General features: G+C 71.9%; 15 protein-coding genes. 5 read left to right on the top strand and 10 right to left on the bottom strand.

The genetic code is table 11. The annotated features are described in order from the left end of the window. Positions 1-327: 327 nt before the first annotated feature. Positions 328-1,287 carry an ATP-binding protein gene (locus ACTVAJ_RS18655; RefSeq protein WP_470389468.1) on the bottom strand — a complete coding sequence of 320 codons (960 nt, stop codon included), beginning with the start codon at positions 1,285-1,287 and terminating at the stop codon, positions 328-330. Between the two features lie 348 nt (positions 1,288-1,635). Here ACTVAJ_RS18655 and ACTVAJ_RS18650 point away from each other — a divergent pair, with 348 nt between their 5' ends. Beyond that, on the top strand, positions 1,636-2,163 hold the full coding sequence (locus ACTVAJ_RS18650; protein ID WP_470389467.1) for an ATP-binding protein: 528 nt from the start codon (positions 1,636-1,638) through the stop codon (positions 2,161-2,163). A 186-nt stretch (positions 2,164-2,349) separates the two neighbouring features. On the opposite strand, the gene ACTVAJ_RS18645 is transcribed toward ACTVAJ_RS18650, so the two are convergent. The 4 genes from ACTVAJ_RS18645 to hisS all read right to left on the bottom strand — a co-directional run bounded on the left by ACTVAJ_RS18645 (position 2,350) and on the right by hisS (position 10,238). Then, the gene (locus ACTVAJ_RS18645) at positions 2,350-3,198 is read right to left on the bottom strand and encodes an AMP-binding protein (RefSeq protein ID WP_470389466.1); all 849 of its coding nucleotides are present in this window, start codon (positions 3,196-3,198) and stop codon (positions 2,350-2,352) included. 391 nt (positions 3,199-3,589) lie between these two features. Next, positions 3,590-6,106 carry a LuxR C-terminal-related transcriptional regulator gene (locus ACTVAJ_RS18640; protein ID WP_470389612.1) on the bottom strand — a complete coding sequence of 839 codons (2,517 nt, stop codon included), beginning with the start codon at positions 6,104-6,106 and terminating at the stop codon, positions 3,590-3,592. 166 nt (positions 6,107-6,272) lie between these two features. Then, positions 6,273-8,726 carry an ATP-binding protein gene (locus tag ACTVAJ_RS18635; RefSeq protein ID WP_470389465.1) on the bottom strand — a complete coding sequence of 818 codons (2,454 nt, stop codon included), beginning with the start codon at positions 8,724-8,726 and terminating at the stop codon, positions 6,273-6,275. Between the two features lie 177 nt (positions 8,727-8,903). Then, entirely contained in the window at positions 8,904-10,238 is a 1,335-nt protein-coding gene (hisS, locus tag ACTVAJ_RS18630) for a histidine--tRNA ligase (RefSeq protein ID WP_470389464.1), read from the bottom strand. Positions 10,239-11,151: 913 nt separating this feature from the next. Between hisS and ACTVAJ_RS18625 the strand changes: the two genes are divergently transcribed. From ACTVAJ_RS18625 to ACTVAJ_RS18610, 4 genes are all read left to right on the top strand, one after another. Beyond that, a complete protein-coding gene (locus ACTVAJ_RS18625) occupies positions 11,152-11,766 on the top strand; it encodes a GTP-binding protein (RefSeq protein WP_470389463.1) in 615 nt (204 codons plus the stop codon). 63 nt (positions 11,767-11,829) lie between these two features. Next, complete coding sequence (gene secA2, locus ACTVAJ_RS18620) at positions 11,830-14,136, top strand: accessory Sec system translocase SecA2 (RefSeq protein WP_470389462.1); 2,307 nt, start codon at positions 11,830-11,832, stop codon at positions 14,134-14,136. Positions 14,137-14,287: 151 nt separating this feature from the next. Continuing rightward, positions 14,288-14,590, top strand: a complete 303-nt coding sequence (locus ACTVAJ_RS18615; RefSeq protein ID WP_470389461.1) for a DUF6406 domain-containing protein — start codon at positions 14,288-14,290, stop codon at positions 14,588-14,590. A 477-nt stretch (positions 14,591-15,067) separates the two neighbouring features. Continuing rightward, positions 15,068-15,373 (top strand): Dabb family protein, encoded by a 306-nt coding sequence (locus ACTVAJ_RS18610; protein ID WP_470389460.1) that lies wholly within the window; start codon positions 15,068-15,070, stop codon positions 15,371-15,373. 259 nt (positions 15,374-15,632) lie between these two features. Here ACTVAJ_RS18610 and ACTVAJ_RS18605 read toward each other — a convergent pair whose 3' ends face one another. From ACTVAJ_RS18605 to ACTVAJ_RS18585, 5 genes are all read right to left on the bottom strand, one after another. Then, on the bottom strand, positions 15,633-15,980 hold the full coding sequence (locus tag ACTVAJ_RS18605; protein ID WP_470389459.1) for a hypothetical protein: 348 nt from the start codon (positions 15,978-15,980) through the stop codon (positions 15,633-15,635). Between the two features lie 511 nt (positions 15,981-16,491). Then, positions 16,492-17,415: a cytochrome d ubiquinol oxidase subunit II gene (locus ACTVAJ_RS18600; protein WP_470389458.1), complete on the bottom strand. Its 924-nt coding sequence runs from the start codon at positions 17,413-17,415 to the stop codon at positions 16,492-16,494. Between the two features lie 17 nt (positions 17,416-17,432). Continuing rightward, positions 17,433-18,680 (bottom strand): cytochrome ubiquinol oxidase subunit I, encoded by a 1,248-nt coding sequence (locus ACTVAJ_RS18595; protein ID WP_470389457.1) that lies wholly within the window; start codon positions 18,678-18,680, stop codon positions 17,433-17,435. A 225-nt stretch (positions 18,681-18,905) separates the two neighbouring features. Then, complete coding sequence (locus ACTVAJ_RS18590) at positions 18,906-19,580, bottom strand: response regulator (protein ID WP_470389456.1); 675 nt, start codon at positions 19,578-19,580, stop codon at positions 18,906-18,908. Next, on the bottom strand, positions 19,577-20,788 hold the full coding sequence (locus ACTVAJ_RS18585) for a sensor histidine kinase (protein WP_470389455.1): 1,212 nt from the start codon (positions 20,786-20,788) through the stop codon (positions 19,577-19,579). Before ACTVAJ_RS18585 ends, ACTVAJ_RS18590 begins: the two co-directional genes overlap by 4 nt. Positions 20,789-20,831: the final 43 nt, after the last annotated feature.

The raw sequence follows: 20,831 nt of genomic DNA, 5'->3' as shown, positions 1-20,831 counted from the left end.
GCCGGGCCTGGGCCTACCGGCTGGTATCAGTCCACCCGTCGATACTTGTGTGACCCCTGGGAAGCGTCAAACCAGGTCGGAACGGTCCTCGGGCCGCGGATCACACCCCTGGCGGGTATACCGACGGTTTAGGTGTGATAGCGGCGCAAAGCCGTTGTGGCCTGCCGTTTGGGTGGGTTCCCGTGGGCGACACGCGCGGTCGTGTGCGCATGTCGCCCACGGGGTGTTTGTGGTGTGGCCCACTCCCGTGTTGTGCCCCAATCGATGTCAGGGGGAAGTGAAACCGTGGTGTTTAACGTCCCATTTGTCCTTTTTGTCGACTTTCTGTTAGGTCGGCTCAACGTCGAGGGCCGCCGGTCCCATGAGGAAGTCCGGGTCGAGTTGTGCCGCCAGGTCGGCGGCGCCCGCCCGGGCGCGGGCGTGGCGCAGGTGGAACTCGGCCGACTGGCGGGTGAACTTCGCCCAGTCCTTGGGGTGGGCGTCGACCATGTCCCGCATCCGGCCGAGCGTCTTGACGTTCTCCTCCTCCAGGTCGGCCAGCTCCGGGTGGCGGCCCTTCTCCATCGAGCGCACGAACCCCGAGTGCGTCATCCACGCCGCCAGGGCGTCGCCGACGTGGTCGCGCAGGAACTCGACGTCCTCCCCGTCGCGCACCTTGTTGCCGATCACGCGGATCTCGACGTCGTGGTCGCGTGCGTAGTCGGCGTACTGCCGGTACACGCCCACGCCGCGCAGCGTCGGCTCGGCGACCAGGAAGGTGACGTCGAAGCGGGTGAACAGCCCGGAGGAGAAGGAGTCGGCGCCCGCGGTCATGTCCACGACCACGTACTCGCCCGGTCCGTCGACCAGGTGGTTGAGGTACATCTCGGCCGCGCCCACCTTGGAGTGGTAGCAGGACACCCCGAGGTCCTCCTCCGCGTAGGGGCCGGTGACCATGAGTGTGGCCCCGTGGGCGTCCGTGCCGAACCGTGCGTGCAGGGGGTTCTCCCCGGTCACCTCCAGCAGGCGCGACCCCCGGCCCGGCGGCGTGGTCTTGACCATCGCCTCGGCCGACGGGATCCGCGGGTTGTCGCCGCGCAGGACCTCCCGGATCTCGGTCAGGTGCGCGCCCAGGGCGGGAAGCTCCGCCAGGCGGTGCCCGGGCACGCCGAGCGCTGCGCCCAGGTGCTGGTTGATGTCGGCGTCGATGGCCACCACGGGTGCCCGCTGGGCCGCGAGGTGGCGGGTGAAGAGCGCGGCGAGGGTGGTCTTGCCGCTGCCGCCCTTGCCCGCGAACGCGATCTTCATCTGGATCCTCCGTGTCGGGTGCGGGCGGGCGGCGGCCCCGCCCGCACGGTGTCCGGGCCGCACGGCAGCCCTTCTGGAATGGGAACGATTATCGTTCCACGACGAGGATGTGTCAGGCGAACGACCGATCCCGGCGTGGTATTGCCAACGTGTTACACGTCACATGGGTGCTTCTGGGGTCTGAACTGTTTCCTTTGTCCTCACGGGGGAGGACACGTGACGGCGTTTTGTGGCCAATCCGCGACGGCGGGACGCCGGGTGTGCTGTTCTGGACCCAGCCCACCCTTGTCTAAGGTGAGTGCAGGCTGCGCGACCCGCGCGCCCGTGGCGGGTGATTGGAGTGACCGGATGGCTGAGGCGAGGCAACTCCGGGAACACGTGCCCGCGGAGGTCCCGGAGGACACCGCGCCGACACCGCCGGTCACGTCGACGATCGAGGTCGGCGACCTCCCCGGCGACGCCACGGACAACACCGTCTGGAGCTGTGCGGGCAACCTGACCGCCGTCCGCTCCATCCGGGCGCGCGTACGCGGATTCCTCTCCGGCAGGGGACACGACGACACCGCTCTGGACGACGCCGAACTCGCCGTCAGCGAGCTCGCCACCAACGCGCTCCTGCACTCGCGGTCGGGGCAGACCGGCGGAGTGATGACCCTCTTCCTGCGTTCGGGGCCGGGGCGGCTGCGGGTCGCCGTCGCCGACCAGGGTGAGCGCGACGGATCCGAGGGGCACTCGCGCGAGGACGGCGGGGACTACGGACGCGGTCGGCTGATCGTCGACAGCTGTGCCACCCGCAGCGGTGAGTACTGGAGCGGCGCCACGCACGTGGCCTGGTTCGAGATCGACGGTCCGGACGCCGCGCCGGTGGCCGACTGAGTTTGTTCTGGGCCTCCGCTTCGCTTCGGCCCGTGTTCGGGCGCCCTCAAGGCAGGGATTCTTCATCCTCGGCGGCGCCTATCGCTCGTTCCTCGCTACGCGGCTCGCCTCGTCTTGCAGAACCCTACCGGCGCCCGAACGGCACCCCCCTGGGGTAACGGAAACCTCCTGGGGTAAATGCAGTGCTCAGAACATCGAGTCGGCGTGCGGGTGGGCCACCCGCACCGGCTCCGGAGCGCAGCGCACCGTCACCCTCCGCCCCTCCGGCACCGGGGACTCCTCCCCGGCCACCACGCAGGCCCCCGTCCACAGCGCGAGCGCCACCAGGGCCACCCTCGTGGGTTCGTCGCCGCGCTCGTCCACGGCGACCACGTCGTCGGAGGTCAGTTCCAGCCGTTCTCTCAGGTCGACGAAGCGCGCCATGAGGTCGCTGTGCGGGTAGAGGGTCGTCAGCACGCCGTCGCAGGTGCGCTCGTAGCCGAGGATGCCGTTGTCGAAGAGCCCGCGGGTGGGGTTGTACCCGCTCCCGTCCGGGCTGGGCTGGAGCAGGTCGTCGAACGCGGTCGTCCCGAGGACGTCCCCGAAGGCGATCACCTGGCGCACCCGGGAACGCTCCGCCAGTTCCAGTGCGGTCTGGGCCAGGTCCTCGGTGACCAGCAGCAGCCGCGTGTCGGTCTCGGCGAGGATGGCGCTCTGGGTGTCCGGGTCGGAGGCGGTCGACAGGGGGAGCGCGCGCCCGCCGACGGACATCACGGTGTACGTGGCCAGGAAGCGCTCGGGACACACGGGGGCCAGCACGCCCACCACGTCACCGAAGCACATCCCCCTGCGGCTCAGCCCGGCGGCCGCCTGCTCCACCGTGGCGGCGAAGGTCAGCGCGTCCACCCGGCCGTCCCGGCCCCGAATGGTGCCGCCCCGTGCGGGGCGCAGCCGCAGACGCTCGCACAGACCCCCCGTCAGGGAACCGATCGGGTCGTCCCTACGCGGCAGATGGTGTCCCGGTCGTCCGGTTCCCGAAGTCAGACCTACCCCCATGCGTACCCCCAGCTCTCCCAGGCGGCGGTTCGGCTACCCGGGCTCGTCACGCCCCCTCCACGTGGCGAGCCCGGCGCGCCGTGCCGGGCGGCGGGCGCCTGTCCCCTCCCCAGGGGGCGCCCGGTCCCGGCACGGTTCTCCACCGACCCCGGGGCGGACCCGGGGTTGACGGTCCGACGGCTCCCCATGTTCGGTCCGGGGCCGACGGCCGATCCAGGGACCCCGGCGGGCGCGTCACCGCGGGGTGTCGCGAGCCCGAGGCCCTATGGCTGGAAGCCTAGCGCGTTCACGTCCAGATGCACATGCATGTTGCGGTGCAGATGCATATGTAGATTCATGGCGCGCGAATACGGGGTTGATGCCGGTCGGCCGTTCCCCGACCTCCCGGGACTCAGCCCGAGGCGCCGTGCCGCTCGATCCAGGCCGTGATCTGGGTGCGCGAGTGGAACCCCATCTTCCGGTTGATGTTGGCGACGTGCCGGGCCGCCGTGGACGGAGTGATGAACAGTGCCCGGGCGATCTCCGGGTTGCTCTTACCGGTGCTCACCAGGCGTGCGATCTCCAGTTCCCGCCGGGTCAGCCGCTGCTGCGGGCTGGTCGACTCCGGCGGGGGAGCGGCGGACGCCTCCGCGCGCCTGGACCGCGTCCCGGCCCGCCGTCCGCTCGGCGCGCGCCGCGACGGCGGCCTGCGGCCCTCCTCGGACAGCCGCTCGGCCTCCCGGACCGCCTCGGTGAGCCTCAGCGCGCGCCCCTGCTCCCACCAGCCGACCAGCTGCCGCCTGCGCCGCCGGACCCGCTCCAGGTCGGTGAACGGCCAGGGCGCGGGGTGGGTGGGCAGCCCCAGGCAGCTCCGGACCTCCGCGGCGGAGCCCGCCAGACGGCACGCCGACTCGCGGCGGCCCAGGGTGAACGCCACCCGCGCGATCGCGGTCAGGGTGCGCGCCGCCTCCGCCCGCTGCCCGGTCGTGTGACTGAGGACGAGCCCCTCGCTCAGGTAGTCGAGGGCCTGCCCGGTGTGCCCCTGCGCGTGGGCGACCCGACCGATGCCCGACAGGCAGCGGGCCTCCTCGGCGGCCGCCCCGATCAGCCGCTGGGTGTCCAGGGCCTCGCGGTAGCAGCGGTCGGCGGTCATCAGGTCGCCGTTGTCCTCCGCCGCTCCGGCCTGCCCGATGAGGATGACCCCGACACCCCAGCGGTGGTCGATCCCGCGCAGCAGGGTCAGCGCCGCGTTGTAGTGGTGGTCGGCGCTGGGGTAGTCGCCCTGCCGCGCGACCAGCGCGGCGCGGGTCCCGAGGGCGATCGCCTCGCCCCACAGGTCACCGGTCTCCCGGCACAGCCGCAGGGCCTCCTCGACCCGCACCGACGCCCGGTCCAGGGAGCGCGTGCGCACCTCCACGAGGGCGAGCAGGTTGAGGCAGGTGCGGACGAACGCCTCGTCCCCCGCCTCCCGGCACAGCCGCAGCCCCTCCTCGCCCAGGGCCAGGGCACGTTCGTGGTCGCGCCGTACCCGGGCGAGCTGGGCCCGGCCGACCAGGGCGCGGGCGCGTGAGGGGGCCTTGGCCGCGTCCTCCAGCCCGAGCAGCAGGTCCATCCAGTGCGCGCCCTCGGAGTAGGACTGGTGGCTGACCCAGTGGGCGACCAGGCTCACGCACAGGCGCAGGCCCGGTTCGGCGGCGCCGTGCTCGTACGCCCACCGCAGCACCGAGCGCAACGTGGAGGACTCGGCGATGACCCGCTGACGACCGGAGTCCCGCTCCGTCCAGGGCATCGACTGGCTCGACTCCAGCCGCCGTCCCAGGTCCTCCACCAGCCGCAGCATCCGCGCCAGGAGCCGTTCCTGGAACCGCTCCGCCTCGCCCCGGGCGACCAGCCGCTCCCGGGCGAAGTCGCGTACGGCTCCGGGGAGCCTGTAGCGCACCCGGCCCTCGAACTCGCCGGTGACCGTGATCAGCGCCCGGTTGAGCAGGGACGTGAGCAGATCGAGGATGTCCGTCTCCGGCAGGTCCTCGTCGGCGCACACCTGCTCGGCCAGTTCCAGGTCCCAACCGCGGAACACCGACAGCCGGCACAGCAGCAGCCGCTGCGCTTCGGTGAGGTTGTCGTAGACGAAGTCCAGCACCAGCGGAAGTACGTCGCTGCGTGCCACGGCCTGCCCCGGCCCGGGGCGCACGTCCGGTGAGGCCAGGTGGGAGCGCAGCGCCTCGGCGAGGGCCTCCGGACCCGTCCCGGGGGCGCTCGCGCCGAGCACCTCGATGCCCAACGGCACCCCTCCGGCCAGGTCGCACAGCACCGCCACCGACTCCAGCTCCGGACGCGAGACCGTGAAACGGGGGTCCCGGGCGCGGGCCCGGTCCAGGAACAGGCGCACCGCCTCGGCACCCGAGGGGTCCGGCGGCGGCGCGTTGCGCGCGGCCACCGGCAACGCCATGGGGGGTACCCGCCACACGGTGCCGCCGGACAGGCGGATCGGCGTCCGGCAGGTGAGCAGAACCGTCACCGCGGGGCACGAGGCCAGCAGGGCCTCGCCCACCTCGGCCACCGCGTCGGCGACGTGGTCGCACGGATCGAGGATGAGCAGGAGCCGACGCGAGCGCAGCGCCTCGGTCACCGTGGCCGACATCGGCTGACCGGGCTCCTCGACCACGCCGACCGCGCTCGCCACGCGGGCGTAGACCTCCAGGGTCGTGCTCGCGTCGGTGAGGTCGGCGATCCACACCCCGTCGGGGAAGGAGACGGTGGACTGCTCCGCGACCCGCAGCGCCAGCCGGGTCTTGCCGAGGCCGTCGGACCCGCAGAGGGTGACGGAGCGGCTGGAACCGAGGAGTCGGAGCAGGTCGCTCAGATCCCGCTCGCGGCCCACGAAGCCGGTTCCCGGCCGAGGGAGGTTGTGCCGCGCGGGCGCGGTCAGAGGTGCCATGGCCTTCACATGTAGGGGCGGTCGGGGAAGGTCTTCACCAGTGCGGAGGAAAGGGGGAAGGGACGAACACGTAGGGAGGTGGGACGTGGTACTTGGAGTTTCTGGTTTAGCGCGTGCACGCGCACTGTGCAAGTGCTTCCGGACAACACGCCGTCTTTCAGCCGGAGTCCGCGGCGGAAGCCCAGCCGGTCAACTGCGCTCTCGACGAAATCGAGAGTTTTCTGAAGATGTTCGCGACGTGTCGCGCGGCGGTCGCCTGACTGATGGTCAGTCGTTCTGCTATTTCCCGATTCGACAGGCCCTCCGCCACGAGTTCGGCGATCTCCCGTTCCCGCGGGGTCAGCGACGCGGGACCGGTGGCACGGTCGCTGACCCGGGGAAAGGCCAGGGCGCGGTCCCGGACCTGCTCCAGGGGCAGGGAGCGCCAGGCGTTCCACGCCTCGGTGGCCCGGGCCGCGCCCACGGACCGCTCCACCGCCGAGCGCAGCCGGACGGTCTCGGCCGACGGGCGGCCCAGCGACGTCCTCAGGTCCGAGGCCACACCGGCCAGGGCCGCGGCCCGCTCGGCCTCCCGCTCCGCCAGGGCGAGTTCGGCCAACGCCTCCAGGGCGCGGGCCACGGCGATCCGCTGCCCGGAGGTGAAGCTCACCCGCAGGCAGGTCGACAGCGGTTCCCGGGCCTCCAGGACCTCGCCCTCGTTCAACAGCAGCCGCCCCAGGGTGCGGGCGCAACGGGCCGCGGCGGGGGCCGCCTCCAGCTCGCTGAAGACCGCCAGCGCCGCCGAGAGCAGCTCCCGGGCGTGGTCGTGGTCGCCTCGCTCGGCGGCGATGGAGCCCAGGCCGTGCAGACTGCGGGCCACGCTCCACCGGTCACCCAGCCCCTCCGACACCTCCATGTTGTGCTCCAGGTGGCGGACGGCCTCGTCGGTCTCGGCCCGGCGGCGGGCCAGTTGGGCCAGTACCCCGAGCAGGCTCCCCTGGGTGATGGGGTCGCCGGCCCGCCGCGCCCACGAACGGGCCTGGTCGGCGCACCGCTGTCCCTCGTCCAGCGCACCCGTACGCAGGGCCACCGCCGCCAGGGTGGTCAGCGCGGAGGCGGCCGCCCCCGGTTCGCGGCAGGCGCGCGCGGCCTCCAGGGCGCACCGTGCCAGGGCGTCGACGCGCGGGGCGGGGTCCAGGTCGAGCCGCAGCTCGGCGTGGAGCGCCAGGGCGCGCGTGCGCAGGGACGGAGACTGGCGGTCGGGGTCGGTGGCCAGGACGGCCTCCAGCACACGGCTCCCCTCGGCGGACAGGTCGCGGATCAGCCAGTACGGCCGCAGGGCCACGCACACGCGCAGTGCCTCGTCCACACGGCCGTGGGAGACCGCCCACTGCGTCACCCGGGCGTGGTTGTCGCGGTGGTGGTCGAGGAAGCGCAGCTGACCCAGCCGTTCCTCCCAGGTCATCGGCTTGCCGGCGTTCGCGGCCATCTCCTCCAGCCGGCGGACGCTGAAGTTCAGGTAGCGTTCCCAGCGCTCGTCCTCGCCGCCGCTCTCGGTCAGGTGCTCCGCGGCGTAGGCGCGTACGGTCTCGGTGAGCCGGTAGTGCGTGGTGCCGTCGACCTCGGCGTCCATCACCACCAGCGACTTGTCGACGAGGGAGAAGTGCAGCGGGAGGATGTCGGTGGAGCCGACGCCGTCGCCGGAGCACACCTCCTCGGCGACCTCCAGGTACCACGTGGTGAACACCGACAACCGGTGCAGCAGTCGGCGCTCGGGCTCGGTCAGGAGGTCGTGGCTCCACTCCAGGACCGCGCGCAGGGTGCGCTGGCGGGCGGGGAGGTCGTCGGACCCGTCGCTGGTGAGCAACCGGAACCGGTCGTCCAGGCGGCGCAGGATCTGCTGGACGGAGAGCACGCGCACCCGTGCGGCGGCCAGCTCGATGGCCAGCGGCATGCCGTCGAGCATCCGGCAGATCTCGGCGATGTAGCCGGAGTTCTCGCGGGTCATCTCGAACCCGGAGCGGGCCGCGTGGGCCCGGGTGACGAACAGGCGCACCGACTCGTAGCGCTGGGTGTCGCGCCGGGGGATGGGCGCCGGGTCCGCGGCGTAGGGGTCGGTGGGGGTCGGCCGGGAGGGCAGGGAGAGCGGGGGCACGCGCCAGATGTTCTCCTGCGGCACGTGCAGGGGCTGGCGGCTGGTCACGAGGATGCGTACCCGGGGGCAGTCGCGCAGGACCGCCTGGCACAGTTCCGACATCGGGCCGACGGCGTGCTCGCAGGTGTCCAGGAGCAGCAGCAGGTTCTGGGTGCGCAGCGCGGTGATGATCGCCTCCAGCACCGTGCGGGAGTCGTCCTCCACGGCCTGCAGACCGCTGGCGACCGTGCGCAGCGCCTGCTCGTGGGTGGAGGCCTCGCTCAGATCGATGAAGCGCACGCCGTCGGGGAACCGGCGCAGCACGCGCTCGGCGAGGTGGAGGGCGAGCCGTGTCTTCCCGATGCCGCCGGTCCCGGTGAGCGTGACCATCCTGGCGGTTCCGAGAAGGCGACCCAGGTCGACGATGTCGCGCTCACGACCGACGAACCGGATGAACTCGCCAGCGGACAGGGGCAGGTTGTGGCGGGGATGAGACATGGCCTCGATTACTTGGACACCGAATCGGTCCGCGGCGCGAGCCTGGGCGACGCCACGGGACGGAGAGCAGGCTGCCTCCAGTCTCCCACCCAACGGCCGGAGCTGTCTCGTGAATGGCCGGTTCCGGCATGAGCGGTCAGAAACCACCCATGCCGGGACCGTTGGTGCTATCTGCCCCTACCTCGTGGCACCGTCGCCGGCGGGGCGCCAGGACGCCGGGTCGGCCGGTCCCTGCTCGCCGGAGGCCATGTCCTTGACCTCGTGGTCGCCGTCCTCACCGAAGGGCGGGAACCAGACGAAGGGGATGCCCTTCTTCGACGCGTACTGGATCTGCTTGCCGACCTTGGCGGTGGAGTGGAACACCTCGGTGTTGAAACCGCGCTCGCGCAGGAGCGACCCGGTGCGCAGGGCGTCCTTCCGGCGTTCGGCGCTGGGCACCACCACCATGACGTCGGTGGGGCACACGCGTCCCTCCTCGATCCGGCCCTCCGCCACGAGCTTGGCGAAGATGCGGGTCAGGCCGATGGAGATGCCCACACCGGGCAGGCGGCGGCGGATGAACTGGCCGGCCAGGTCCTCGTACCGGCCGCCCGCGCAGATGCTGCCGTAGCCGGGGTCGTCGTCGAAGGAGGCCTCGTAGACGGTGCCGGTGTAGTAGTCCAGCCCGCGCGCGATGGACAGGTCCGCGACCACGCTCCCCTCGGGGAGGTCGGCCAGCTCGTCCAGGACGAAGGTGAGCTCCTCCAGCCCCTCGGAGAGGAGGCCGGAGGTGACCCCCAGCGCCTCGACCTTCCCGGCGACGTCCTTGCCGGTACCGCGCACCCGGGCCAGGGACAGGCAGGCGTCGGCCTGCTCGTCGTTGAGGCCCTCGCCGAGGAGGAGGTCGCGCACGCCGTCGTCGCCGATCTTGTGCAGCTTGTCCACGGCGCGGATGACCGCGATCGGTTCCTTGACCCCCAGGCCCTCGTAGAAGCCCTGGAGGACCTTGCGGTTGTTCACGTTGAGCGTCCACGAGGGCAGGTCCAGCCCGCTGAGCACCTGGTGGACGATCCGCGGCAGCTCGGCGTCGAAGTGCAGCGGGACGGAGTCGACGTTGATGACGTCGATGTCGCACTGGGTGAACTCGCGGAAGCGGCCCTCCTGCGGGCGCTCGCCGCGCCAGACGCGCTGCGTCTGGTAGCGCTTGAACGGGAAGGTCAGCTCGTTGAAGTGCTGGGCGACGTACCGCGCGAAGGGCACGGTGAGGTCGAAGTGCAGCCCGAGCCTGGCGTCGGAGTCGTCCCTGGCGTCCGCCTGGAGCCGGTGCAGGGTGTAGACCTCCTGGGAGGTCTCGCCCTTGGCCATCAGCACGTCCAGGTTCTCCACCGAGGGGGTCTCCACGGACGCGAAGCCGTAGGACTCGAACCCGGCCCGGATATGGTCCAGCCAGCGCTGCTCCACGGCCCGGACCTGTGGGGTCCACTCGGGGAAACCGCTGATGGGAGTGGGGCGGACGACGCGCTGCTCGGACATGTGGGGTTCTCGGCTCCCTCGGGGAATCGACGGGTCGGACGCGCCCCCTCGCTCCCGCCGACGTGCGGCCCCGGTGCGGAGAGGGGCTGGGTCCATCCTACGGGCAACCGGTGCCGCCGTTCGGTTCGTCCACAGGTGGCGGGTGACGGGTGGGGGTGCGGTGCCGGAGGCGTCGGTTGAGGGTGTCCCGCTTGTCCGCGGAGCGGCTCCCGGGCGGTGGCGGGTGCCGGGTGGGGGTGCGGTGCCGGAGGCGTCGGTTGAGGGTGTCCCGCTTGTCCGCGGAGCGGCTCCCGGGCGGTGGCGGGTGACGGGCGGGCCCGCCGACCCACGTGGACGGATGTGGGCCGACGGGCTTCGCGGGCGTCGGACTGGGGTCGCCACCCGCCTCCGACACCGAAGAGCGAGGCGTCGGTCCGCGGACGGGCGTCCAGGTGCGCCGCCGAGGCGCCCTCCTCGGTCGCCCGCTCGTGCCAGGAGTCCCGGCGACCGATCCTTGGCGAGTGCCCCGTCCTCCACCGTAGACTCCGCCGCCGGTCCCGGACAGGGATCGGGGCGGCCGGAAGCGGCCGGAAACGGCCGCTCACAAAGTCGTAAAGTCGGTCCACCGGGGTAAGCTTCCGTGCTTTGCTGGTTACGGTGTGTCCGCGGGCGCGGACCGCCCGCCACGAGGCGCCTCGTCCGGACCCGTGGCTCCCCGACGTGTCCGGAGCCGCACCGCGTCCCCGGAACGGGGCGGTGGGTGTCCGGTCACACTGCGCGGAATCGCCTTCACTGACGGCGTTCCGGTGTTAGGTTCCAGGGGCGGTGCCCCTCGCGGTGGTTCGGACCCCGGGGGGAGACCGCGCCCCTCAAGCCCGGGACGCGCCGATCCACCGTCCGTGTGCGCGCCCGGCACTCTCCGCTAGGACTTACTGTGATCCATCAAGCCAACAGCTCCCAGCACGCGCAGGCGGCGACAGGGCTCTCCACGAAGATCATCGTGGCCGGTGGTTTCGGAGTCGGCAAGACCACGTTCGTCGGAGCCGTCTCGGAGATCCCTCCCGTGCGCACCGAGGCCGCCGTGACCGAGGCCAGCGCGGGTGTCGACGACCTCTCCCACACACCGGACAAGACCAGCACCACGGTCGCGATGGACTTCGGGCGGATCTCCCTGGAGACCGACCTGACCCTGTTCCTGTTCGGCACGCCCGGGCAGCAGCGGTTCTGGTTCATGTGGGACGACCTGGTCAGGGGTGCCCTGGGCGCCGTGATCCTCGCCGACACCCGCCGTCTGGCCGACACCTTCCAGGCGCTGGACTACTTCGAGCGCCAGTACCGCCTCCCCTTCGTCGTGGCCGTCAACGACTTCGACCCCGAGGCCGGCTACACGGTCGAGGAACTGCGCGACGCGCTGGACCTGACCCCGGACGTGCCGATCGTCCACTGCGACGCGCGCGACCGGCAGTCCGTCGTGGGGGTCCTGGTCACCCTCGTCAAACACGCGATGGCGCTCGAAGCCCGGCAGCGCCCGCACCGCCAACTCGCCTGAGGGGACCCTCCGCGGGAACCCGGGGGTTGTGCTCGGCGTTACCCTGGCGTGGTGTTCGGACGAATGGCGGAAAGCGTCCGCCGCCTCCTGGGCAAACCAGGCGCGGTGGATCTGCGGCCCTATACCAAGCTCCTGCCGGCGATCGAGGCCGAGGAGGACGGTCTGCGTGAGCTCAGCGACGCCGAGCTGACGGACCGCGCCATCGACCTCGGGAACGCCGAGCTCCCCTACGAACGTGACGACCTCGTGTCGCTGTGCGCCGTCGGCCGTGAGGCGGCCCGGCGCGCGCTGGACGAGCGCCCCTTCGACTCGCAGCTGCTGGGCGTCATGGCCCTGCTCGACGGGCACGTCGCGGAGATGGCCACCGGTGAGGGCAAGACCCTCGCCGGTGCCCTCGCCGCCGCCGGGTTCTCGCTGCGCGGCCGGCGGGTGCACGTCCTGAGCGTCAACGACTACCTCGCCAGGCGCGACGCCGAGTGGATGCGGCCCCTCTACGACCTGCTCGGCGTCACCGCCGGCTGGATCAACGAGGAGTCGGCCCCGCAGGAGCGCCGCGCCGCCTACTCCTGCGACGTCACCTACGTGGCCGTCAGCGAACTGGGCTTCGACGTCCTGCGCGACCGGATGGTCACCGACGCCGACGACCGTGTCGTACCCGAGCCCAGCGTCGCCATCATCGACGAGGCCGACTCCGTGCTCGTCGACGAGGCGCGCGTGCCGCTCGTCCTGGCCGGTGCCGCCGAGAGCGTCTCCGCGGACGTGGAGATGGCCGACGTCGTGCGCACGCTCACGCCGCGCCTGCACTACGAGGTCGACGGTGAGGGGCGCAACGTCCAGCTCACCGACGCGGGCATCGACGCGGTGGAGAAGGCCCTGGGCGGCATCGACCTCTACTCCGAGGAGGACACCTCCGTCCTGCCGCAGGTCAATCTGGCCCTGCACGCCCACGTCCTGCTCCAGCGCGACGTCCACTACGTCGTACGTGACGGCGAGGTGCGCCTGATCAACGAGTCGCGCGGCCGGATCGCCCTGCTCCAGCGTTGGCCGGACGGGCTCCAGGCCGCCGTCGAGGCCAAGGAGAAGGTCGAGCTGAGTGAGACCGGTGAGGTCCTCGACTCGATCACCGTCCAGTCGCTCGTCCTGCGCTACCCCACCCGCGCCGGGATGACCGGTACCGCCATGGCCGTGGCGGAGCAGCTGCGCGAGTTCTACGAGCTCGAGGTCGCGGTCATCCCCGACAACAAGCCGTGCGTGCGCGAGGACCACGGCACGCGCCTGTACGCCACGCGCGAGGAGAAGGAGGACGCGCTCGTCGCGAAGGTCGAGGAGGTCCACGGGTCGGGCCGCCCGATCCTCATCGGCACGCAGGACGTGGCCGAGTCCGAGCTGCTGGCCGGGCGGTTGCGCGAGGCCGGGCTGGAGTGCGTGGTCCTCAACGCCAAGAACGACGCCGACGAGGCCGCGATCATCGCCGAGGCCGGTACCCACGGCGCGATCACGGTGTCGACCCAGATGGCCGGTCGGGGCACCGACATCCGTCTGGGCGGCAGCGACATGTCCGACCGCGACCGCGTGGTCGACGAGGGCGGTCTGTACGTCATGGGCTTCGGCCGTTACCCCTCCAGCCGCCTGGACGGTCAGCTCCGGGGGCGCGCGGGCCGCCAGGGCGACCCCGGCGACTCCATCTTCTTCGTCAGCATGGACGACGACCTGCTGGTCAACCACGGGTCGGAGACCACCGGCTACCAGCCCGACGGCGACGGTGAGATCACCGGTGAGGGCTGGCTGGCCGAGGTCGACCACGCCCAGCGGGTGGCCGAGGGGCAGCTGCTGGAGGTGCACCGCAACACCTGGCGGTACAACCAGTTGATCGACGTCCAGAGGGATGTGGTGCTGGAGCACCGGGAGAAGGTGCTGACCGGTGACGAGGGCGCCCGCCACGTGGCCGCGGACAGCTCGGAGCGGTACCGGGAACTGGTCGGGGAACTCGGCGAGGAGGCCGTGGATCGGGCGGCCCGGCTGATCACGCTCTACCACCTGGACCGTGGCTGGACCGACCACAACGCCTTCCTGGCGGAGCTGCGGGAGGGTATCCACCTGCGCTTCCTCGGCCGTCGCGATCCCCTCGACGAGTTCAACCGGGAGGCGGTGCCGGTCTTCAAGGGCTTCCTCGACGAGGCGCGTGCGCGTGCCGCCAAGAGCTTCGAGGAGCTGGAGGTGCGTGACGGCGAGCTCGACGTCAGCGAGGTCGGTGTCAAGCGTCCGTCGATGACGTGGACGTACATGGTGCACGACCACCCCTTCAGTTCGGCTCTGGAGACCCTGGTGGGCCGTCTGAAGGGCGGTGGGGGCGCCGCGGGGCGCGACTGAGAAACGCGTCACACACCGTATTTCCGTGCGCGGGTCGGGACCAAGGTCCCGCCCGCGCATTATTTTCGTGCACTAGTCTGCTGAATTACCGGCCCGGCGGGAAAGTGCTCTGTGCCTTTGGCTCGACCTGGTCGGCATGCCGCTTTTTTTCATGGAATCCGAGACGGTTGGGACTGAATCCACGGTGGTCCACGAGGTCGGTGCGCAGGAGAAGATCAGTTACGGGAGGAACGATCGTTTCGCCGGTGGTCCGGTCGGCGGCGGTCAGTTCTGGACCGCGGAGGACGGTCAGCCGGTGGCGAAGATCGGCGGTCCGAAGGAGTGGCGTCCCACGCCGATGATCGACGTCCGCGTCGGTGACGTCTTCACCGTCGGCGGGCAGGCCTGGAGGGTCACGGACATCGTCGACGCCGATTCGCCCTCCGCCTATCTCCTGGCGACAAGGATCAGTTGACCTGGCACCCTGGGGAAACCCGGGGTGTTTTTTTGTTCTCCTTTCCGGTGGGAATTGCAACCGGATGCAACCTCGGCGGTTCCGTGATTGTTCGGTGGCGCCCGGGTGCGGTCTCCGACGGTTTCGGTTCCTGGGGGCTGGGATCTGTGGGGCCTGTGGGGTCTCCATGGCGGACGGGGCGGATGGGGGAGATGGTTCGTGACATCCCCGTGACTTTGTGTCGTCGCAGGTCAGCAGGGTGTGTTCGGGGTGTCCGTCCAGTGAATCGAGACATTCCGGTTACCTGTTGGAGGGTGTTCGCGTTACCGCCGTCTCGTTAACGTCGGTGGTGTGAGGTGCGCCCCGTCGTGTTTGGGGGGTCCTGCTCTCGGAGAGTTCACGGGTCGCTGCGCCTCGCGCCCCAGGCCGGTCCCAGGGGCTGTCCCCCGCCCCTGGGCCTGGCCGCCCCCGTGACGAGGCCGGGGTAGGTTCTCTCGTATGGGAATCCGACACATCGCACTGTTCCGGTGGCGGGACGACGTCACGCCGGCCGGGGTGGCCCAGGTTGAGAAGCTCCTCGGCGAACTGCCCGGCGCCATCCCCGAACTGCGCTGCTACGCCTTCGGGGCGGATGCGGGGATCAGCGAGGGAGCCTACGACTTCGCCGTGGTCGCCGACGTCGACGGCGAGGCGGGTTTCGTCGCCTACCGGGACCACCCCGCGCACCAGGCCGCACTGGCCGTCATCCGCCCGATGCTGGCGGACCGCGCGGCGATCCAGTTCCCGGTCGAGATCGCTGGCTAGATCACGTTCCATGGGTCCGGTGAGCCTGGTTCGCCGGGCCTTCGTCGTGTTCGGTGATGGCCCGGGTCTTGCGGTAGAACGAGTTTCAGTTTAGCCTCTGGGTATACCTCGCCCGGTGAGGGCGCCCGGTTGTTCGGTCATCGGGCGCCAACGGACGGCGAGTGCACACAGCGCCGCCCGGTGCGGTCGGATCGCGCCCCGACCCCGCCGGGCGGCGTCCTGCGTTCCGGGGTGCGGCGGCCCCGCGCTCCGGTTCCGGTCAGCGCAGGAGCCGGGTGAGTTCACCGAAGGTCAGGCACGGCCACGGCAGTCCGCACCCCAGGCACCGGTGGCCCCCGTCCCCCTCGTCGGGTCTGTGCAGGAAGAGCAGGTCCACACAGACCCCGGCGAGGGCGGTGACCTCATCCCGCGCGCTCGCGTAGAAGGCGACGTCGTTGATGCGGGCCAGGGCGCCGCCGGAGTCGCCCGCGGGCGGCAGGCCGACCGTGTCGGGCTCCCAGGGAACCGCACGGGCCGAACGTTCCCGGATGCCCTGGACGCAGCGGAGCAGTCGCGCGTGTTCGGAGGTCATCCCTCCGCGCGGCGCTGGCGTGGTGAACGGTGACATCGCTGATCTCCCCCCGCCGGGTGGCTACGCGGCCTCGCGATGTCACACAGAGTATAACTATCATTGCGGAATGTCGCGACACGCGGGGTGCGGGGTACGGGCCGCCCTCCGGGGGAGGGACGGCCCGCTCACGGCGTGTCGGGCGACGGCGTGTCGCCGCACCGGTGTTCCTGTGGTCTCTACCCGCAGCTCCCGCCGCAACTGCAGGAGCCGCCGTTCTGGCAGCCGCAGCCGCAGCCGGAGCCGCAGTTGCATCCACTCAGTGCCGGGGGTGTGGTCAGGGGGTGAGTCACGGTCCCTCCTCGGGGTACGACGGCACCCGCGGGCGATCACGTCCGCGCTTGCTCCCAGGTGGGAGGGGCGGCACGGGTGCGCTTCCCGACCAAGGGGTGCCCCCTGGCCGGCTCCTCCAACCGGAGGGGCGTTCCCGACGGGTCGCGCCGGACCGGCGGGGAGCCGCGACCTTCCCTGCGCGCTCATCGTCTGAACTGCTCTTTCGCCAGCGTTGCGGTCAGGCGAAGAAGGTCGGTTCCACCGCCGGTCGGCGTGTCATTCGGTAGAGCCAAACCTGCCCCAAGACCATGACCGGAACCATCGGTGCGAGCCCGGCCCACACGAACACGACGGTCGTGTCCGGGATCGGAGCGGTCGGGAGGTCGGCCGTCAGCGCCACCAACGCGCCCGGAACCGCGATCGCGACCGCCGACGTGTGCCGTGACAGCATCGGACCGCTCAACCCGCTCGTCATCACCAGTGCGCCGAGCAGGGCCGCCGCCAGGGCCGTTGCCACGATCGGCGAGCCGCCCGCCGGCCCCCCGGGCAGGAACGCCGTGACCACGGCGAGCACGCCGAGGCCCAGACCGGCCCGGGCCAGCAGGCGCGTCGCGCGGGCGGCGACGTCCGCGCTGTCGCAGTCGTCCGCGCCGGCGAGGCGCTCGGCGCCGAAGGCCGCGCCCCGGAACGCGAACAGGCAGGCCACCGTCGCCGCGCACGCCGCGGTGAAGGGGCTCGCGACCAGCCCCCCGGTGAGCAGCCCGGCGACCACCAGCCCCCACGCGACCGCGATCGCCCAGCCGCCCGCCACGACGGCGCCGTCGCATGCGGACCGCCACCCCGGCCGGTCGGTCCGCGCGCGCAACCACAGTCCGGCGTCGCGGACCAGCCATCCGGCGAGGAGGGCGACGAGCACCGGCCACAGCTCCGCGACCAGGTGGTGTTCGGTGAGGGGGAACAACCCGGCCAGGACACCGACGGCGGCGACCAGCCACACCTCCGAGGCGAGGAAGTAGGGCGCGACGGCGGAGACGGCCCGACGGCGCTGGTCGGGTGTGCGCGCCACGACGGGCATCAGCATCCCCAGGCCGACGTCGGAACCCGCCAGGACGAGGTAGCCCGTGAACAGGAGGGCGAGCAGTGCGGAGGACAGGACGTCCATGGTGTGCTCCCAGGGGGTCAGAACGAGTGGACGGGGGAGGCGGGCTCCTCGGGCCCGGCCTCGCGCCGGGCGGCGAGGGGGCCGCCCGCCGGGCCGCGCCGGGCGTAGCGCACCAGGAGCCAGCCGGTGACCGTGGCCAGGACCGCGAACGCGGCCGTGAAGAGCGAGAAGGACAGCAGGGCCATCCCGGGCGACATGGGCGTCATCGCGTCCGCCGTGGTGAGGTGGTGGACGACGGCCCACGGCTGGCGGTTGGTCTCGCGGAACACCCAGCCGCCGACGCTCGCCGCGTACGGCAGGACGGGGGTCACCACGAGCGGGGCGAGGAACCAGCGCCACCGGTCGAGTCCGCCGAACGGCCACACCAGCAGCATGATCGGCCCGAGCGCGACGAGCAGCATCCACACCATGATCATCGTCAGCTCCCCGGCCGTACCGACCACCGAGGCCGCGCCGCCCTCCCGGGCCGCCTCGATCGCCGCGATCTCCTCCGGGGTGTACGTGAGGCCGCTGGTGGGCGGACCCTCCCCGAAGATCCCGAACTGGATCCCGCCGAACGTCGCCACGGGCATCGCCATGAGCGTGACGGTGATCGCCGCGTAGCGCACGCCCCGGCGGAAGATCCCGTGCGGGTCGTTTCCGCGCACCAGGTGGTGGGCGCTCACGGCCGCGACCACCAGCGCCCCGAGCAGCAGTGCGCTGGTCACGATGTGCCCGAAGGCCATGACGGCCGCCGGGTTGGTCATCAGCCCGACCGGGTCCCTCAGGTGCGCCACACCGTCGACCATCTCGAACCCGACCGGGTTGCGCAGGAACCCGTTGGCGACCAGGACCCACCACGCGGACGCGTAGGCGGTCGCGGTCACCACGGCGAAGCAGCCCAGGTGCGCCCACCGGCCCATCCGGTCCCACCCGAAGATCCACAACCCGAGGAAGGTGGACTCGACGAAGAACGCGGTCATCGTCTCCAGGGCGAGCGGCGCGGCGAAGGAGTAGCCGAACATCTCCTGGAGGCCGCTCCAGTTCAGCCCGAGCTGGAGTTCCATGACCAGGCCGGAGAGGATCCCCATGCCGTAGTTGACCAGGTACAGGCCGCCCCAGAAACGGACCGCGGTCATCCGCGCACGGTCGCGCCGGGCGGTGGCGATCAGCTGGGTGACCAGGATGTAGGGGGCCAGGCCCAGGGTCAGGGCCACGAACGTGTAGTGCGTGGCGGCCGTCAGCGCGAACTGGAGCCGCGCGAGCAGGAGGGGATCTTCGAACATCGTGGGCCTCGGGGTCGGGTGCCGTGGACGGGTCCCAGCATCGGCCGCTGACCCGGCTCCGCACATCGTCCCGTCGGCGTCACCCGTGTACCGCTCCCCGGTGTACACCCGCCGCCGCGGCTACTCCGAGGCGTGTAGGGAGGATCCCCGAGGGAGGCTCAGGGGTCGTCGCCCCTTCCGGCCCCTGACCGCCGCACCCCCGTGCCCGGGCCGTGCGGGCGCCCGTCAGTCCTCCTGGCGCCACTGCGGGGTGACCAGCGCGGTCTCGTAGGCGATGACGACCAGCTGCGCCCGGTCCCGCGCCCCCAGCTTCACCATCGCCCGGCTCACGTGCGTCTTGGCCGTGGCGGGGCTGACCACCAGGCGCACCGCGATCTCCTCGTTGGACATACCCGTCCCCACCAGCGCGACCACCTCGCGTTCGCGCTCGGTGAGCCCGTTCAGCCGCGTCGACGGCTCCGGGGCGCTGCGGGGGCGTAGCGCGTAGTCGGCGATGATCCGCCGCGTGACCCCCGGCGACAGCAGGGCCTCGCCCCCGTGCACGACCCGCACCGCCTGGAGCAGGTCCGCCGGTTCGGTGTCCTTGACCAGGAACCCGCTCGCCCCCGACCGCAGCGCCTCGAAGATGTGCTCGTCCAGGTCGAACGTGGTGAGGATGACGACCCTGGTGCGTTCCAGGAGCCGGTCCGACAGGATCCGGTCGGCCGCCTCCAGTCCGTCGACGCCCGGCATACGGATGTCCATGAGGACGACGTCGGGGCGCTCCTCACGGGCCAGCCGCACCGCCTCCGCGCCGTCGGGCGCCTCGGCGACCACCTGGATGTCCGGTGCGCTGTCCAGGAGCGCGCGGAACCCCGCGCGCACCAGGGCCTGGTCGTCGGCGAGCAGCACTCGGATCAACGTCGTTCCGTTCCGTCGGGGGGCGCGGCCCCGTCGGAGGCCGTGTTGGGGGGACACCCGCCACCGTCCGACGGTAGCTGCGCCCGTACCCGGAATCCTCCCCCGTCCAGGGGGTGCGCGTCCACCGTGCCGCCGAGCAGGGCGGCCCGCTCGGCCATACCGGTGATGCCGTTGCCCGGGACGGGGGGACCGACGGTGCCGTGCCCGTCGTCGGTGACCTCGATCTCCAGGGCCGTGTCGCGGTGGTCGATCCGTACCGTCGCGGAGGCGGCACCCGAGTGGCGGACCACGTTGGTCAGGGCCTCCTGGACGGTGCGGTAGGCGGCGGTGCCGGTTCCCACGGGCAGGTGCCGGGGCCGCCCCGTCGTCTCCAGGCGCACCTCGACCCCCGCCCGCCGGGCGCCCTCCACCAGTTCCCCGAGGTGGTCCAGGCCCCGGACGGGGGAGCGGGGCGCGGCCTCGTCGGCCGAGCGCAGCACGCCGAGCATGGCGCGCAGTTCGGAGAGGGTGTCCTTGCTGGTCGCCTTGATGGTGGCCAGGGCCTCGGCGGCCCGCTCGGGTTCGTTCTCCATGAGGTACAGCGCCGTCCCGGCCTGCACGTTGATCAGGGAGATGTTGTGGGCGACGGTGTCGTGGACGTCGCGCGCCAGCCGCAGCCGTTCGTCGGCGGCCCGCCGGAGCAGCTCCTCCTCCCGGGTGCGCGTGGCCTCGGCGGCCCGCTCGGCGTCGGCGCGCTGGTACCGCGCCCGCCATCGCATCACCTCGGCGGAGCACAGCAGGACCAGCACCCACGCCACGAGGCCGGCGGCCTCCATCCGCACCGTTCCGGTCGTGACCACCTCGTACACGGCGGTCGAGGCGAACTGGCCGATCCCGACCGTCCATCCGAAGGTGCGGTGGCCGAGCCGGACCGCTGAGTACAGCATCACCGCCGCCGCGACGACCACCAGACCGTCGGGGAAGGCCATCGGGTAGTAGAAGGTCACCGCGACGACCGACACGACCGTGCCGACGCGCGTCAGCGTGCTCCGCCAGAACACGGGCAGGCACGCGGCCAGGATGAGGGCGTACCCCCACGGCCACGGTTCCCGGGACGCGGGGGTGGAGTCGTGCAGTGCGACCACGATGGTGCTGCCCAGGGCCAGGAGCGTCACGGCCAGGGCGGTCCGGGCGTCGGTGCGCGTGGGGCGCGGGAGTAGTGCTGCCACACCATCGACGGTACGGGCAGGGTGTCGGGGTCGCGCGTCGTCC

It is taken from the genome of Nocardiopsis sp. KDC1DS13DA1, assembly GCF_055632325.1.
Note: the sequence above shows the minus strand (reverse complement) of the source record. Positions and strands in the feature narration are given on the sequence as shown.

Bases quoted from the DNA above. Each gene is read 5' to 3' on its own strand.
- ACTVAJ_RS18655 (WP_470389468.1), bottom strand. From the start codon at position 1,287: ATGAAGATCGCGTTCGCGGGCAAGGGCGGCAGCGGCAAGACCACCCTC.
- ACTVAJ_RS18650 (WP_470389467.1), top strand. From the start codon at position 1,636: ATGGCTGAGGCGAGGCAACTCCGGGAACACGTGCCCGCGGAGGTCCCG.
- ACTVAJ_RS18645 (WP_470389466.1), bottom strand. From the start codon at position 3,198: ATGGGGGTAGGTCTGACTTCGGGAACCGGACGACCGGGACACCATCTG.
- ACTVAJ_RS18635 (WP_470389465.1), bottom strand. From the start codon at position 8,726: ATGTCTCATCCCCGCCACAACCTGCCCCTGTCCGCTGGCGAGTTCATC.
- hisS (WP_470389464.1), bottom strand. From the start codon at position 10,238: ATGTCCGAGCAGCGCGTCGTCCGCCCCACTCCCATCAGCGGTTTCCCC.
- secA2 (WP_470389462.1), top strand. From the start codon at position 11,830: ATGGCGGAAAGCGTCCGCCGCCTCCTGGGCAAACCAGGCGCGGTGGAT.
- ACTVAJ_RS18615 (WP_470389461.1), top strand. From the start codon at position 14,288: ATGGAATCCGAGACGGTTGGGACTGAATCCACGGTGGTCCACGAGGTC.
- ACTVAJ_RS18610 (WP_470389460.1), top strand. From the start codon at position 15,068: ATGGGAATCCGACACATCGCACTGTTCCGGTGGCGGGACGACGTCACG.
- ACTVAJ_RS18605 (WP_470389459.1), bottom strand. From the start codon at position 15,980: ATGTCACCGTTCACCACGCCAGCGCCGCGCGGAGGGATGACCTCCGAA.
- ACTVAJ_RS18600 (WP_470389458.1), bottom strand. From the start codon at position 17,415: ATGGACGTCCTGTCCTCCGCACTGCTCGCCCTCCTGTTCACGGGCTAC.
- ACTVAJ_RS18595 (WP_470389457.1), bottom strand. From the start codon at position 18,680: ATGTTCGAAGATCCCCTCCTGCTCGCGCGGCTCCAGTTCGCGCTGACG.